Origin of the sequence: Cognatilysobacter terrigena (genome assembly GCF_004361065.1) — a bacterium.
In the GTDB taxonomy this organism is placed as follows: domain Bacteria; phylum Pseudomonadota; class Gammaproteobacteria; order Xanthomonadales; family Xanthomonadaceae; genus Cognatilysobacter; species Cognatilysobacter terrigena.
In genome coordinates this window covers 328,157-342,938 of record NZ_SELT01000001.1, presented here as the reverse complement: position 1 = coordinate 342,938, position 14,782 = coordinate 328,157, and the positions used below count along the sequence as shown (strand labels likewise).

Sequence of the window (14,782 nt, the reverse complement as noted above, 5' to 3'; positions counted from 1 at the left end):
TGCGTCGAACGCCGCGCGCAGTTCGCTGGCCGGACGGAAACGCCCGTCAGCGAGATTCGTCGCGAAGGGACGGTTCAGCGCGCCGGGCATATGGCCGGCCTTGCGATCGAGCGGCTCGACGTCGCCGCGATAACGTTCGGCGGCGCGTGCGTCGACGACGGGATCGTTCGATGCCAGTGCCGCCTCGACGTCGGCGGCATCGAGCAGTCGTGTGTGATCGAAGGCGCCCGCATACGGGCCGACATTCGACGGCGTTGCATCCCCCGTTTCGACTGCGCCATCCGCTGCACGCCACGCGGACCAGCCGCCATCGAGCGCGGCGACGGCCTCGTGTCCCCACGTCTTCAGCATGAACCACAGCCGCGCCGCGGCGAGCGCGCCCTGCGCATCGTCGTAGACGACGACCTGATGCGCCGGCGTGATGCCGAGACGACCGAGCGTCGCGGCGAACGCGTCGTCCGACGGCCATGGATGGCGGCCGGCGCCGGGGTAATGCGGACCGGAGAGATCCGCTTCGAGATCCGCGCGACGCGCATCCGGAATATGACCTTCCGCGAAACGCTTCGCGCCTGCGCTGCGATCGGCGAGGTCGACGCGCGTGTCGATGATGGCGAGCGGTCGATCGTCCGACGCGATCGCGCGCTTGAGCGAATCGACATCGATCAGCGTGGTCCAGGTCATCGGTGCGCCTCCAGCCGGTCGTGCAGGTTGAGCAGCATCGAAGCGGTCGCGCCCCAGATGCGCTGGTCGGGATAACGGTACTCCCACACCGCGCGGCTGCGCCCCTGATAGTCGAAACGACGCTCGACGCGGTTGTCGGCATCCATCAGGTACGCGAGCGGCACCTCGAACACGACGGCCACTTCGGCCGGATCGGGTCGTGCGACGTAGCGCGGGTCGATCATCGCAACGACCGGCAGCACGCGGAACCCGGTGATCGTGGCGAGCGGATCGAGGAAGCCCATCGGTTCGACCTGCGCCGCCGGAATACCGACTTCCTCGTGCGTTTCACGCAGCGCAGCGGCGATCGCGTCGATATCGCCGGGATCGCATGCGCCGCCCGGAAAGCTCACCTGCCCCGCGTGCTGGCGCAGTGCGTCGTTGCGGCGCGTGAGCAGTACCTGCAGGCCGTGGTCGCGCGGTACGAGTCCGACGAGCACCGCGGCATCACGCATGGGTTCGCTGTCGATCAGGCCGTCGAGGTCGACGAGGTTCCAGGCAGGTCCGCGAGGCGGCGCATCCAGCGCATGCAGCGCGCGGCGAAGATGCGCGACGTCGAACTCAGCCATCCGCGCGTTCGGCCTCGCGGGTCGGCAGCACGCCGTCCATGATCCGCAGGCGTTCGTCGTCGCCCATCGTGCCCCATCGCGCGATCTCGTCGAGCGTGCGGAAGCAGCCCGCGCACAGGCCGTCGTCGCGCATCTCGCAGATGCCGACGCAGGGGCTGAGGACGGCGCGGAACGGGGAATTCATGCGGGCATTCTCGCAGAGCGCGGGGGCCGGAAACACGAACGCCGGCGCAAGGCCGGCGTTCGGAGAACCTGCGAAGGTTCGATTACTTGGAGCTGACGAGCTTGATCTCGAACACCACCGCCACGTTCGGCGGGAAACCGGTGCGCGGGTCGGCGCCATAGGCCTTGTCGGCCGGAAGCGCGACTTCCCACTTCGAGCCGACCGGCATCTGCTGGATCACTTCACGCATCGCCGGCATTTCGATCTGGCTGACCTTGATCGACGGGATGCTCTGCGCCGGGCGCGCTTCCTGCGGGCGGTTGCCCCACGGGTACGGACCTGCGACTTCGAGCGCGACCGTGCTGGCCATGGTCGGCTTGGCGCCGGTGCCGTTCTCGATCACGCGGTACTGCACGCCGCTCGGCAGCACCTTCACGCCGGCCTTGGCCTTGTTGGCGTTGATGAAGGCGTCGCTCTTGGTCTTGTTCTCGGCAGCCGCCTTGTCCCACTCGGCCTTCGCCTTCGTGGTGAGGCGCGTCTGCATGTCGCCCAGCACCTTCTGGAGCTGGTCGACCGGCACGGCCGGCTGCTTCTTGGCGTACGCGTCCTGCAGGCCCTTGGTGATGGCGGCCAGGTCGAGCTGCTCGCCACGATCGACGAGCTCGGCGGCGTCGGCGCCGGTCTTGAAGCCGAGCGCGTAGCTGAGCTTGCCCTTTTCGGACGTGATGTCCTGGGCGGACGCAGCGCCCGCGGCAATAACGAACGCCGCAGCAGCGACGGCCATCAGACGAAACTTCATCGGGTGAAACCTCCGGTATGGGGAAAGCCGGGCGCGCTTGGTGCGCAACGGCGTTGGACAACCCTGTGCCGCGTACCGGTCGACAGCCCCGAGTGGCGCGCTAGGATACTGAGGGCAGGGCTTAACCGCCACTGACACCGAACCCTCTGACCGCGCCCCGCCGCTCGAGTTCCGCGGCCGCTTCGGAGCGCGATTTCCCGACGTTTTCCATTCAGGCCCGCCATGACCGAGAGCAGCAGCGCATCGCCGGTGACCGTCGCCGACCGCGACGCCGTCCGCATCATCACCGTCAACCGGCCGGACAAACTCAACGCACTCAACGCCGCGACGCTGGACGCCCTGGACGTCGCGTTCGCCGAAGCGATCGACGCGCCGTCGGTCCGCGCGATCGTGCTGACCGGTGCCGGCCCGAAGGCGTTCGTCGCCGGCGCCGACATCGCCGAGATGAACACCCTCACACCCGCGCAGGGCCGCGACTTCTCGCTGCGCGGCCAGCGCATGATGCGTCGCGTCGAGAAGAGCCCGAAGCCGGTGATCGCGATGGTCAACGGGTTTGCGCTCGGCGGCGGGCTCGAACTCGCGATGTGCTGCCACCTGCGCATCGCCGCGGACAACGCGCGCGTCGGGCAGCCGGAAATCAATCTCGGCCTGATCCCCGGCTTCGGCGGCACGCAGCGGTTGCTGCGCCTCGCCGGACGTGCGGCGACGCTCGAGCTCTGCCTGCTCGGTACGCCGATCGATGCGCAACGCGCGCGCGAGCTCGGCATCGTCAATCGCGTCGTTCCCGCGGCCGAGCTCGAAGCGCAGACCATGGCGATCGCGCAGCAACTCGCATCGTCGGCGCCACTCGCACTGCGTGGTGCGATCGACTGCATCAACGTCGGCGGCGAATGCGGCATCGAGGAAGGTCTCGAATACGAAGCGGCGCAGTTCGGCCTGATGTTCGCAACGCAGGACATGCGCGAAGGCACGTCGGCGTTCCTCGAGCGCCGCAAGCCCTCGTTCAACGGCTCGTGACGCACGCGCCCTGCCCCGTCTGCGCTTGCAATGCGCTGTCGGCGGCGCATGCGATCGCGGGCTGCCTGCAGGCCGACGATGTGGATGCGGCGATCGAGGCGGGGCTTCTCGATGTCGAGCCGTGTGCGGGGTGCGCCGCAGCCAGCACGATGCACGTGATCGCGATGCGCAATCAGCGACGCGTTGCGCTCGCGGCGCGCGAGCGGTTCCGCGCACGCGAACGCCGACTCGCGCGACGAGTTGTCGAGCGTGAGGCCGCACGCAATGCGCGACCAGCCACGGCGGCGAACGTGCCTGCCCTTCCGCCTGCCGCAGCCGCGGCGTTGCAACGCGCACTTGCGCGTGCGAAGGGGCCGGCGCGGTGACGACGGGCACGCGTACCGGTCGCACGAGAGCGATGGCGGGCGACAAATCGAAGGCGGGTGACGCGTCCAAGCCAGCGCGCGTGCCGTCGCGGGCAGCGTCAGCTTCGCAACGCAAAGCCGAACCGATCAGCGCATCGAGCGAGACCGGTCGCAAGACGCCTACGCGCAAAGCGCTCGCGAAAGCGATCAAGAAGGTCGTGTCCAAGACGACCGCGCGCGGCAAGGCGAACGTCGCGAAGAAGACGGCGGCTGCCAGACCGCGCAGCGCGCGTCCCGTCGGCGGCAGCGAGCGCATCACGCCGTCGCGGCGCATGACACCGAAGGAAATCACTCAACTCTTCGAGCGCTTCCGCGAAGCGAATCCTGCACCCACCACCGAACTCGAATATTCGACGCCTTACGAACTTCTCGTCGCGGTCGCGCTCTCGGCGCAGATGACGGATGTCGGCGTCAACATCGCGACGCGCAAGCTGTTCCCGGTGGCGAACACGCCGCAGGCGATCGCGAGACTCGGCGTCGAGCGGCTGCTTCCGTACATCGCGAACGTCAACTTCACTCGCACGAAAGCGGCGAACGTCGTCGCGACGGCGAAGCAGCTGATCGAACTGCACGGCGGTGAGGTGCCGCGCGATCGCGATGCGCTGGAAGCGTTGCCGGGCGTCGGCCGCAAGACGGCGAATGTCGTGCTCAACACCGCGTTCGGCGAAGGCACGATGGCGGTCGACACGCACATCTTCCGCGTTTCCAACCGGACCGGGCTCGCGACGGGGCCGGATGTTCGCGCGGTCGAGGACGAGCTGCTACGCGTGGTGCCGGACGCGTACCTGCAGAACGCCCACCACTGGCTGATCCTCCACGGCCGCTACGTCTGCAAGGCGCGCGTGCCAGACTGCCCGCGCTGCATAGTGCGCGACCTCTGTCATTTCCCGGACAAGACGCCGGGCAATGCTCCGCCGCTCGAAGTCGCGCCGGCGCGGACGCGTCGTAAATGACCGCAGCCGTCCAGCGGCCGCGGAACTGTCACATTTACGCAATCTTCACGTCCTAGCCTTCGCGGCGCTCCTCCTTCCCAGGACCCGCCATGAAACTCTCGCGTAACACGCTCGCCCTCGCCCTGCTGGGCGTGCTCGCCGCGCCGGCCGCCAACGCCGAAGTCGCCATCGACGTCATCCACGACTCGGAAGTGTCGTTCGAAGGCCTCGTCCAGGCCGATGCCAACTGGTACAACGAGGACAAGGCGTTCCTCGGTGCCAACAGCAACGACGGCGTCGACCACGACTTCGACATGCGTCGCGCGGAACTCGTGCTCAAGGGCAAGGGCCCGGGCAATTACGAATGGGTATTGGGCTACGACGCCAAGGCCAACAAGTGGCTCGACGTCAACGCGAAGTACAAGCTCGGCGGCGACGCCAACAAGTTCATCCAGATCGGCCAGTTCAAGATGCCGAACAGCCTGGAAGAACTGTCGTCGACCAAGAACAACGACTTCATCGCCAAGGCGTCGATCACGAACACGTTCGGTGTGTCGCGTCGTCTCGGCGGCCAGTTCAGCTACGGCGACACCAACTGGTCGGTCACCGGCGCATATTTCGAGCGTGAGCTGACCCGCAACCTCGCGCACGGCAATGGCTACGGCCTGCGCGGCACGTGGGCGCCGGTCAACAACGGCGACAACATCGTCCACGTCGGCCTGTCGTACGTCGACATGGACACCGATACGGACACGATCCGCCTGCGCGCGCGTCCGCTCGCCGACCTCGCCGGCACGCGTCTCGTCGACACCGGCGCCACTGGGATCCGCAATGCGGACCGCGAAGCGGTGGTCGGCCTCGAAGGCCTGTGGGCGCATGGCCCGTTTAAGCTGCAGGGCGAATACATGAAGGCGAGCGTCGATCGCTACGCCACGCCTTACGCCGCGCAGCCGGGCAGCTCGTTCGACGCCGACGGCTATTACATCTCGGGCGTGTGGAACATCACCGGCGAGAAGTTCGGGTACAAGGCGGGCGTGCCGACCACCCCGCTCCCGAACAACCCGGCATCCGGCATGTTCCAGCTGGGCCTGCGTTACGACCACATCGATCTCGACGACGGCAGCATCACTCCGCCGGCGGCGCCGACGGGAACGCCCACCGTCAACGGCGTGCTCGGCGGCCGCCAGAACGCGTGGACGATCGGCGCGAACTGGTACTGGCATTCGAACTTCAAGTTCATGCTGAACTACGTCAAGGTCGACAGCTCGCGTTACATCGGCAAGACCAGCGCGACGTACTCCGCGGATCCGGCGCTCAACAACAGGACGTTCAACGCCGTCGTCGACGACAATCCGGACATCATCGAGGCGCGCGTCCAGTTCTACTGGTAATCGCGGCGTCACACTCTCTCCAAGGGTCGAGTCATTGGAGGCGCAGCCAACGCTGCGCCTCCTTTTTTGTTTCTGCGGCGTGTCACGCGAATGTCATCGACGTGCAACCGCCGTGTCATCACGCCGCGATGGAATGCCGGGAGGCGGGTCGTGCCCGTCCCTTTTCCAGGAGTCCTTCCGTGCTGAAGTCCATTCGTTCGCGCACCATGCACGCCCGCGTGCTCGCGCTGTCCCTCGCCGTGGCCGCCTTCGCCGCCAACGCGGCGGACGTCACCGGCGCCGGCGCGTCCTTCATCTATCCCGTCATGTCGAAGTGGTCGGCCGACTACGCCAAGGCCACCGGCAAGAAGGTGAACTACCAGTCGATCGGCTCGGGCGGCGGCATCGCGCAGGCCAAGGCCGGCACCGTCGACTTCGGTTCGACCGATGCGCCGCTCAAGCCCGAGGAGCTCGCGAAGTCGGGCCTGATCCAGTTCCCGTCGGTGATCGGCGGCGTGGTGCCGGTGATCAACGTGCCGGGCGTGGCCTCGGGCGCGATGAAACTCGACGGCGACACGCTGGCGAAGATCTTCCTCGGCCAGATCACGATGTGGAACGACCCGGCGATCGTCGCGCAGAACGGCGGCATCCAGCTGCCGGCGAAGAAGATCACGGTCGTGCACCGTTCGGACGGTTCGGGCACCACCTTCAACTTCGTCAACTACCTCGGCAAGGTCAGCCCGACGTGGAAGCAGAAGGTCGGCGAAGGCACGATGGTGCAGTGGCCGGTCGGCATCGGCGGCAAGGGCAATGAAGGCGTCGCCGCGTACGTGAAGCAGATCCCGGGCGGCATCGGCTACGTCGAGTTGTCGTACGCGCTGCAGAACAAGATGGCGTACTCGCGCATGAAGAACGCTGCGGGCAACTACGTGCTGCCGAGCGACGAAACCTTCGCCGCGGCCGCCGCCAGCGCCGACTGGACGAACGCCAAGGACTTCTACCTGGTGATGACGAACGCGCCGGGCGCGCAGTCGTGGCCGATCACGGCGACGACTTTCATCCTCATGTACAAGCAGCCGAAGAACGCCGCCGGCGCGAAGAATGCGAAGGACTTCTTCCGTTGGGTCTACACCAGCGGCGACGCGCAGGCCAAGGCCCTCGACTACGTGCCGCTGCCGGATACGCTGATCAAGCAGATCGAGCAGTACTGGTCGGTCAACGCGAAGTACTGAGCCGCGATGGCTGAACCGGACGGGCCCCTCTTCGGGGCCCGTTCGCGTTGCGCCGCCCTTGTCATGGTCGTGTAACAAAAACATCATTTCATGGCGGGGCAACGCCGCCATCCGGCGGCACATCCTTATGGAGTCGCCATGCACGTCGCCCGCCTCGCCGGCCTCGCTCTCGCCATGACCGTCGCGTTGACCGCCTGCTCCGGCGGCAACACCGGCGCGGACAAGGCAGCCTCTCCTTCGACCGCCGCAGTCCCGAGCGCCGGCGATAAGGCCGAAGCGACCATCACCGGCGCGGGCGCGACGTTCATCTATCCGCTGCTGTCGAAGTGGTCGGCGGAGTACGCGCAGAAGACCGGCAGCAAGATCAACTACCAGTCGATCGGTTCGGGCGGCGGCATCGCGCAGATCAAGGCCGCGACCGTCGACTTCGGTTCGAGCGACAAGCCGCTGTCGTCGGACGAACTCGCGGCTGCCGGCCTCGGCCAGTTCCCGTCGGCGGTCGGCGGCGTGGTGCCGGTCGTCAACCTGCCGGGCATCGCCGCGGGCCAGCTCAAGCTCACCGGCCCGGTGCTCGCCGACATCTACCTCGGCAAGGTCACGATGTGGAACGACGCGGCGATCGCGGCGCTCAACCCGGGCGTGGCGCTGCCGGCGATCAAGATCAACGTGGTTAAGCGCTCGGACGGTTCGGGCACCACCTTCAACTTCGTCAATTACCTGTCCAAGGTCAGCCCGGAGTGGAAGACCAAGGTCGGCGAAGGCACGTCGGTGAACTGGCCGACTGGCATCGGCGGCAAGGGCAACGAAGGCGTTGCGGCATACGTGAAGCAGATCAAGGGGTCGATCGGTTACGTCGAACTCGCCTACGCCGCCGAGAACGGCATGGCGCATGCGCAGATGCAGAACGCCGCCGGCCAGTGGGTGCAGCCGAGCATCGCGTCGTTCCAGGCCGCCGCCGCGGCCGCCGACTGGAAGAACGCACAGGACTTCAGCGTCGTCATCACCAATGCGCCGGGCGCGCAGGCGTGGCCGATCGCGGCGACGAATTTCATCCTCATGTACAAGCAGCCGAAGGATCCGGCGCGCTCGAAGGCCGCGCTCGACTTCTTCCGCTGGGCGCTGCACGACGGTGGCAAGACCGCCGAATCGCTGAACTACGTGCCGCTGCCGCCGGAAGTGGTGTCGCAGGTCGAGACCTACTGGTCGACCCAGTTCAAGTGATCGAACGCGTCCGCGACACGCGGACCGCAATGACGGCGTCGCGCATCACGGCGACGCCGTTTCCACACGCGACATCCCGACACGCCACGCAACGGTGACATGAGCGCAATTCCCGCCCCCGCCGTCGACACGACCACGCGCGACGCCACCGCGGACCGCGGCTTCCGTTGGCTCGTCACCGCCGCCGGCATCTTCGTGCTGGTGTCGCTGGCCGCCGCCGCGCTCTCGATGCTCTGGGGCGGCCGCGAGACGTTCCGGACGTTCGGTCTCGGCTTCTTCACCTCGCGTGCGTGGGATCCGGTCGGCCTGCAGTTCGGCGCGCTGGTGCCGATCTACGGCACCGTCGTCACCGCATTGATCGCGATGCTCATCGCCGTCCCCGTGAGCTTCGGCATCGCGATGTTCCTCACCGAGATCGCGCCGAAGTGGATGCGCGGGCCGGTCGGTACCGCGATCGAACTGCTCGCCGGCATCCCGTCGATCATCTACGGCATGTGGGGCCTGTTCGTGCTCGTGCCGTACCTGAGCGAGCACGTGTACCCGTGGATCGACGCGCACCTCGGCACGTTGCCGCTGATCGGCACGCTTTTCGCCGGCCCGCCGCTCGGTCTCGGCATGCTCACCGCGGGTTTGGTGCTCGCGATCATGATCATTCCGTTCATCGCGTCGGTGATGCGCGAGGTGTTCCTGACGGTGCCCAACCGCCTGAAGGAATCGTCGTACGCGCTGGGTTCGACGCGCTGGGAAGTCGTATGGGACGTCGTGCTGCCCTACACGCGCTCGGCGGTCATCGGCGGCATCTTCCTCGGCCTCGGCCGCGCACTGGGGGAGACGATGGCGGTGACGTTCGTGCTCGGCAACGCGCATGAACTCACGGCGTCACTGCTGATGCCGGGCAACTCGATCGCCGCGACGATCGCGAACGAGTTCGCCGAAGCCGATTCCGACCAGTACCGCTCCGCGCTGATCGCGCTCGGCTTCGTTCTGTTCCTGGTGACCTTCGTCGTGCTTTCGGTGGCGCGCCTGATGCTGCGTCGCCTGTCCAAGCGGGAGGGTGCGTGATGATGTCGCTCTACGCACGACGCCGCGTCATGAACGTGGTGGCGCAATGCCTCGCGATCCTCGCCACGGCGTTCGGCCTGTTCTGGCTGGTGTGGATCCTCTGGACCACGCTGCACAACGGCATCGCGTCGATCAACGGCGCGCTGTTCACCGCGATGACCCCGCCACCCGGCGAGGAAGGCGGCCTGCTCAACGCGTTCTTCGGCAGCGCGCTCATGAGCCTTCTGGGCATCGCGATGGGCGCGCCGATCGGCGTGCTCGCCGGCACGTACCTCGCGGAATACTCGAACCGCAGCTGGATCGGCGACACCGTCCGCTTCGTCAATGACATCCTGCTGTCGGCGCCGTCGATCGTGCTCGGACTGTTCGTGTACACGCTGGTGGTCGCGCGCATGGGCCACTTCTCGGCGCTCGCCGGTGCGATCGCCCTCGCCTTCATCGTGCTGCCGGTCGTCGTGCGCACCACGGACGAGATGCTGCGCCTGGTGCCGACGCAGATGCGCGAGGCCGCGCTGTCGCTCGGCATCCCGCAGTGGAAGGTGATCGTGCAGGTGCTGTACCGCTCGTCGCTGCCCGGCATCATCACCGGCATCCTGCTCGCGCTCGCCCGCATCTCCGGCGAGACCGCGCCGCTGCTCTTCACCGCGCTCAACAACCAGTACTGGTCGACCGACGTCACCTCGCCGATGGCGAACGTGCCGGTGGTGATCTTCCAGTACGCGATGAGCCCCTACGACGCCTGGCATTCGCTCGCATGGGCCGGTGCCTTCGTCCTGATGCTGTTCGTGCTGGCGGTAAGCCTCGTCGCCCGCGCGATCGTCGTGCGTAACCCAGTGGCCCACGACTGATGAACGCCGCCCCTCCTCCGGACATCGCCATGAACGACGCTCCCCGCTTCCACCTGGCGACCGCGCACAGCGCCGCCACCGGCGCGCCCGTCAAGCTCGCCGCCCGCGGGCTCGACTTCTATTACGACAAGTTCCACGCGGTAAAGAACGTCAACCTCGACATTCCCGAGCGGCAGGTGACCGCGCTGATCGGGCCGTCGGGTTGCGGCAAGTCGACGCTGCTTCGTGTCTTCAACCGCATCTACTCGCTGTACCCGAAGCTGACGGCGAAGGGCGACGTGCTCCTCGACGGCGAGAACATCCTCGACCCGCGTTATCCGCTCAACCGACTGCGCAGCAAGATCGGCATGGTGTTCCAGAAGCCGGTGCCGTTCCCGATGACGATCTTCGAGAACGTGGCGTACGGCATCCGCCATCACGAACGCCTGTCGAAATCTGAGATGAAGGATCGCGTCGAGCAGGCGCTGCGCCAGGCCGCGCTGTGGGACGAGGTCAAGGACAAGCTCGGCCAGAGCGCGTTGGGTCTTTCCGGCGGCCAGCAGCAGCGCCTGTGCATCGCGCGCGCCGTCGCGCTGCGTCCGGGCGTGCTGCTGCTCGACGAGCCGACGTCGGCGCTCGATCCGATCTCCACGAGCCGCATCGAACAGCTGGTCGACGACCTCAAGAAGGACTTCACGATCGTCATCGTGACGCACAACATGCAGCAGGCGGCGCGCATCTCGGACTTCACCGCCTTCATGTATCTCGGCGAGCTCGTCGAGCACGGCACGACGGAAACGATCTTCTCCAACCCCTCGAAGCGCCAGACCGAGGATTACATCACGGGCCGCTTCGGCTGATCCCGGGGAAACGCACATGCACGACCACATCCTAAAAAGCTACGACGCCGAGCAGAAGCGCCTGCTCGACGAAACCCTTCGCATGGGCGAGATGGCCGCATCGCAGCTCGAAGCCGCACTCGACGTGGTGCAGCGCCGCGACGACAAGGCGGCCGCGCGCATCGTCGCTAACGACGAAGCCATCGACGCGCTCGAGCACGAAGTCAGCCACGACGTCATGAAGCTCGCGCTGCGCGGCCCCATGGCGCGCGACCTGCGCGAGATCCTTGCGGCCATCCGGATCGCATCGGATATCGAACGGATCGGCGACTATGCGGCGAACGTCGCCAAGCGCTCGATGGCGCTCAACACGGCCCCGCCGCTGCCGCATGTCGCCGGCCTGCAGCTGATCGGCACGCTCGCCGTCCAGCAGGTGCGTGCGGTGATCGCGGCGTATCGCGACGGCGACGTCGAAGCCGCGCAGCGCGTTCGCGCCGCCGACGCGGAGATCGATGCCGCCTACACCGGCCTGTTCCGCGAGCTGCTGACGTACATGATGGAAGACGCGCGTGCGATCACGCCGTGCACGCATCTGCTGTTCATGGCGAAGAACATCGAGCGCATCGGCGACCACGCGACCAACATCGCCGAGAACATCTGGTTCCTCGAGCGTGGCGAGGAAGCACTGCCGCCGCGCGAGAAGGCCGACGAGAGCAATACGGCGACGCTCTGATCGACGCGCGTTGCAGCAGGGCGGCCTTCGGGCCGCCCTTCGCGTTTGCCGCTCCTGCTGCATCCGGGCGCCAGGTCGGACCGTAATGGAGCTCTGACGCCGGATGAACCGGCGCCCGGTCGACCGGCCCTGCCGGCTGCCGAACCCACCCCGCCGCGCTAGGATCGCGGCTTCGCGCGGCCCGGCCGCACCGACACGAGGTCCTCCCATGTCCCGTTCCCTGAAGACGCCCGCCCTCGCCACGCTCGCCGGTTCGCTCGTCCTCGCCGGCACCGCGTTCGCGTCCACCCCGCTCCCGCAGGGCTACATGCTCTCCGCCGCCGACGTGCCGCAGAAGGCCAGCGCCAAGTCCGACGCGAAGGCCGCCGAGATGAAGTGCGGCGCCGACATGGCCAAGTCGGGCGAGATGAAGTGCGGTGCGGACGCCGCCAAGACCGGCGACATGAAGCCCGCAGCGGCGAAGCCGGATGCCAACGCCAAGCCGAAGGCGCAGCCGGTCGCCGACAAGAAGATGGCCGACGCCAAGATGGCGGAGGGCAAGTGCGGCGAAGGCAAGTGCGGCGGTTCGATCTGATCGCAGATTGATGGCTGCGGCCCGCCCTCTCGCCGCGGATGCCGCAGGTCTCGGCCTGCGGCGGGCCCTGCTGGGTCCGCTGCAGGCCGCATCGGATGACGCGATCGACTTCATCGAAGTCGCGCCCGAAAACTGGATCGGCGTCGGTGGCGCGCTCGGCGATGCGTTCGAGGCGATCGCATCGCGTTGGCCGGTGGTCTGCCACGGCCTGTCGCTCTCGCTCGGCGGACCGGGCGAACTCGATGAAACGTTGCTCGCCAAACTGTGGCGTTTCCTCGACCGCTTCGACAGCCCGATCTACAGCGAACATCTCTCCGCGTGCACCGACGCACGCGGCCAGCTGTACGACCTGATGCCACTGCCGTTCCATCGCGCGGCGGTCGACCACGTCGTCGCGCGCATCCGCCGCACGCAGGACGTCCTGGGCCGGCGCATCGCCGTCGAAAACATCTCCTACTACGCGACACTCGCCACCGGCGACGACGCGGCCATGCGCGAAATCGACTTCATCAACGACGTGCTCCATCGGGCGGACTGCGACCTGCTCCTCGACGTCAACAACATCGTCGTCAACGCGACCAATCATCGCTACGACGCGCGTGAGTTCCTCGCGGGCCTGCCGGGCGACCGCATCGCCTACATCCACGTCGCCGGGCATTACGACGAAGCCGACGACCTGAAGATCGATACGCACGGCGCGTCGGTCAGCACGCCGGTCTGGGATCTGCTCGACGCGACCTACGCACGCTTCGGTCCACGCCCGACGTTGCTCGAGCGCGACTTCAACCTGCCACCGTTCGACGAGCTGCTCTCCGAACTCGGTGGCGTGCGCACCCGCCTCGCGCAGGCGACACGCGGTCGTCGCGATGCCGCCTGAGTCGTTCGATTCGTTGGACGCGCTGGCGGCCTACGTCCGCGATCCCGAGCGCGCGACGGCGCCCGTCGACATCGAAGCGCGTCGACTCAAGGTCTATGCCGACCTCGTCTTCAACAACGTCGAGTCCTTGCTGGCCGGCACGTTCCCCGTGACACGTGCGACGCTCGGCGACGCCTGGCGCGTGCTCATCCGCGACTTCCTTCGCGAGCACGATGCACGCACGCCGGTGTTCACCGAGCTGCCGCGCGAACTGTTGCGCTACCTCGACGCGCGTGCCGACGCCGCCCGAAGCGACCCACCTTGGCTGCGCGAACTCGCGCATTACGAATGGGTCGAGCTCGCGCTGCAGATCAGCGACGAGTCGCCGGCGCGGATTCCGCACGATCCACACGGCGACCTGCGCAACGGCGTGCCGGTGGTGTCGCCGCTCGCCTGGCCGCTCGCCTACGACTGGCCCGTGGAGCGCATCGCGCCCGGTGCCGTCCCCGAGTCGCCGGAACCGACACTGCTGCTCGTGCATCGTCACGACGACGGCAGCGTCGGTTTCCACGCCCTCAGCCTGCTGGCGTTCCATCTGCTGCAGCGCCTCATCGACGTTCCCGCAGCGACCGGCGACACGCACCTCCGAGCGCTCGCGCATGAGGTCGCTGCGCCCGACGTCGAGGCATTCGTCGACGCCGGCATCGCGCTGCTCGAAGACTATCGCCGCGACCGCATCGTGCTCGGCACGCGCGCCGCGGGCTGACGGCCGCGCGCGGGCCTGTCTGCTAGGCTTCCCGGCCGCACCACCGCCCCCGCCTCCCGTGCCCTCACTTGCCACGCGCTTTCGCGGCTTCCTGCCGGTCGTCGTCGACGTCGAGACGGGCGGCTTCGACTGGAACCGCCACGCGTTGCTCGAGATCGCAGCGGTGCCGCTCGATCTCGACGATGCAGGTCGGCTCGTGCCGTGCCCGACCACGAGCGCGCACGTGATGCCCGCGCCGGGCACGGAGATCGATCCGAAGTCGCTGGAAGTCACCGGCATCATCATCGACCACCCGTTCCGCGACGCGAAGAACGAGCGGCAGGCGCTTGACGTCGTATTCGCACCGGTGCGCGCTGCGATGAAGAAGCACGGCTGCCAGCGCGCGATCCTCGTCGGCCACAACGCGCACTTCGATCTCAACTTCCTCAATGCCGCGGTGGCGCGATCGCGGCATCAGCGCAATCCGTTCCATCCCTTCAGCGTGTTCGACACCGTGTCGCTCGCGGGCGTCGCCTACGGACAGACCGTGCTCGGCCGCGCGTTGCAGGCCGCCGGCATCGAGTGGAACGCGAGCGAAGCGCACTCGGCGGTGTACGACGCCGAGCGCACGGCGGAACTCTTCTGCAAGATCGTCAACGCCTGGCCGATGCTCGGCGGCGCAGGCGTCGCGGCGCCCGCACCGTCCGAAGGCTGACGCA

The 14,782-nt window shown here is 67.4% G+C and carries 15 protein-coding genes and 1 pseudogene; 13 read left to right on the top strand and 3 right to left on the bottom strand.

Annotated elements, in window-relative coordinates; genetic code table 11:
• The 3 genes and pseudogenes from EVS83_RS01750 to EVS83_RS01740 all read right to left on the bottom strand — a co-directional run.
• A partial coding sequence (locus EVS83_RS01750; protein ID WP_133498917.1) for a sulfurtransferase occupies positions 1-681 on the bottom strand: 681 nt, incomplete at its 3' end.
• Positions 678-1,473, bottom strand: a pseudogene (locus EVS83_RS01745) (CoA pyrophosphatase). The pseudogene EVS83_RS01745 and the gene EVS83_RS01750, both read right to left, overlap by 4 nt.
• 82 nt (positions 1,474-1,555) lie before the next feature.
• Positions 1,556-2,251 carry an FKBP-type peptidyl-prolyl cis-trans isomerase N-terminal domain-containing protein gene (locus EVS83_RS01740; protein ID WP_133498915.1) on the bottom strand — a complete coding sequence of 232 codons (696 nt, stop codon included), beginning with the start codon at positions 2,249-2,251 and terminating at the stop codon, positions 1,556-1,558.
• A 222-nt stretch (positions 2,252-2,473) separates the two neighbouring features.
• Here EVS83_RS01740 and EVS83_RS01735 point away from each other — a divergent pair, with 222 nt between their 5' ends.
• The 13 genes from EVS83_RS01735 (at position 2,474) to rnt (ending at position 14,778) form a co-directional block, all read left to right on the top strand.
• On the top strand, positions 2,474-3,268 hold the full coding sequence (locus tag EVS83_RS01735; protein ID WP_133498913.1) for an enoyl-CoA hydratase/isomerase family protein: 795 nt from the start codon (positions 2,474-2,476) through the stop codon (positions 3,266-3,268).
• 676 nt (positions 3,269-3,944) lie between these two features.
• Positions 3,945-4,625, top strand: coding sequence for an endonuclease III (nth, locus tag EVS83_RS01730; protein WP_133498983.1), 681 nt, complete (start codon positions 3,945-3,947; stop codon positions 4,623-4,625).
• Between the two features lie 89 nt (positions 4,626-4,714).
• On the top strand, positions 4,715-5,995 hold the full coding sequence (locus EVS83_RS01725) for an OprO/OprP family phosphate-selective porin (protein ID WP_133498911.1): 1,281 nt from the start codon (positions 4,715-4,717) through the stop codon (positions 5,993-5,995).
• Positions 5,996-6,201: 206 nt separating this feature from the next.
• Positions 6,202-7,206, top strand: a complete 1,005-nt coding sequence (gene pstS, locus EVS83_RS01720) for a phosphate ABC transporter substrate-binding protein PstS (protein ID WP_425456049.1) — start codon at positions 6,202-6,204, stop codon at positions 7,204-7,206.
• A 138-nt stretch (positions 7,207-7,344) separates the two neighbouring features.
• On the top strand, positions 7,345-8,427 hold the full coding sequence (gene pstS / locus EVS83_RS01715) for a phosphate ABC transporter substrate-binding protein PstS (protein ID WP_133498909.1): 1,083 nt from the start codon (positions 7,345-7,347) through the stop codon (positions 8,425-8,427).
• A 99-nt stretch (positions 8,428-8,526) separates the two neighbouring features.
• On the top strand, positions 8,527-9,489 hold the full coding sequence (gene pstC, locus EVS83_RS01710) for a phosphate ABC transporter permease subunit PstC (protein WP_133498907.1): 963 nt from the start codon (positions 8,527-8,529) through the stop codon (positions 9,487-9,489).
• Positions 9,489-10,337, top strand: coding sequence for a phosphate ABC transporter permease PstA (gene pstA, locus EVS83_RS01705; RefSeq protein ID WP_133498905.1), 849 nt, complete (start codon positions 9,489-9,491; stop codon positions 10,335-10,337). Before pstC ends, pstA begins: the two co-directional genes overlap by 1 nt.
• A gap of 29 nt (positions 10,338-10,366) precedes the next feature.
• Entirely contained in the window at positions 10,367-11,176 is an 810-nt protein-coding gene (gene pstB, locus EVS83_RS01700; RefSeq protein ID WP_133498903.1) for a phosphate ABC transporter ATP-binding protein PstB, read from the top strand.
• Positions 11,177-11,192: 16 nt separating this feature from the next.
• Positions 11,193-11,888 carry a phosphate signaling complex protein PhoU gene (gene phoU / locus EVS83_RS01695; protein ID WP_133498901.1) on the top strand — a complete coding sequence of 232 codons (696 nt, stop codon included), beginning with the start codon at positions 11,193-11,195 and terminating at the stop codon, positions 11,886-11,888.
• A 208-nt stretch (positions 11,889-12,096) separates the two neighbouring features.
• Complete coding sequence (locus EVS83_RS01690; RefSeq protein ID WP_133498899.1) at positions 12,097-12,462, top strand: HvfA family oxazolone/thioamide-modified RiPP metallophore; 366 nt, start codon at positions 12,097-12,099, stop codon at positions 12,460-12,462.
• 10 nt (positions 12,463-12,472) lie between these two features.
• Positions 12,473-13,339, top strand: coding sequence for an HvfB family MNIO-type RiPP peptide maturase (locus EVS83_RS01685; RefSeq protein WP_133498897.1), 867 nt, complete (start codon positions 12,473-12,475; stop codon positions 13,337-13,339).
• A complete protein-coding gene (locus EVS83_RS01680) occupies positions 13,329-14,084 on the top strand; it encodes an HvfC family RiPP maturation protein (protein ID WP_133498895.1) in 756 nt (251 codons plus the stop codon). Before EVS83_RS01685 ends, EVS83_RS01680 begins: the two co-directional genes overlap by 11 nt.
• 19 nt (positions 14,085-14,103) lie before the next feature.
• Entirely contained in the window at positions 14,104-14,778 is a 675-nt protein-coding gene (gene rnt, locus EVS83_RS01675; protein ID WP_425456048.1) for a ribonuclease T, read from the top strand.
• The last annotated feature ends 4 nt before the right edge of the window (positions 14,779-14,782 follow it).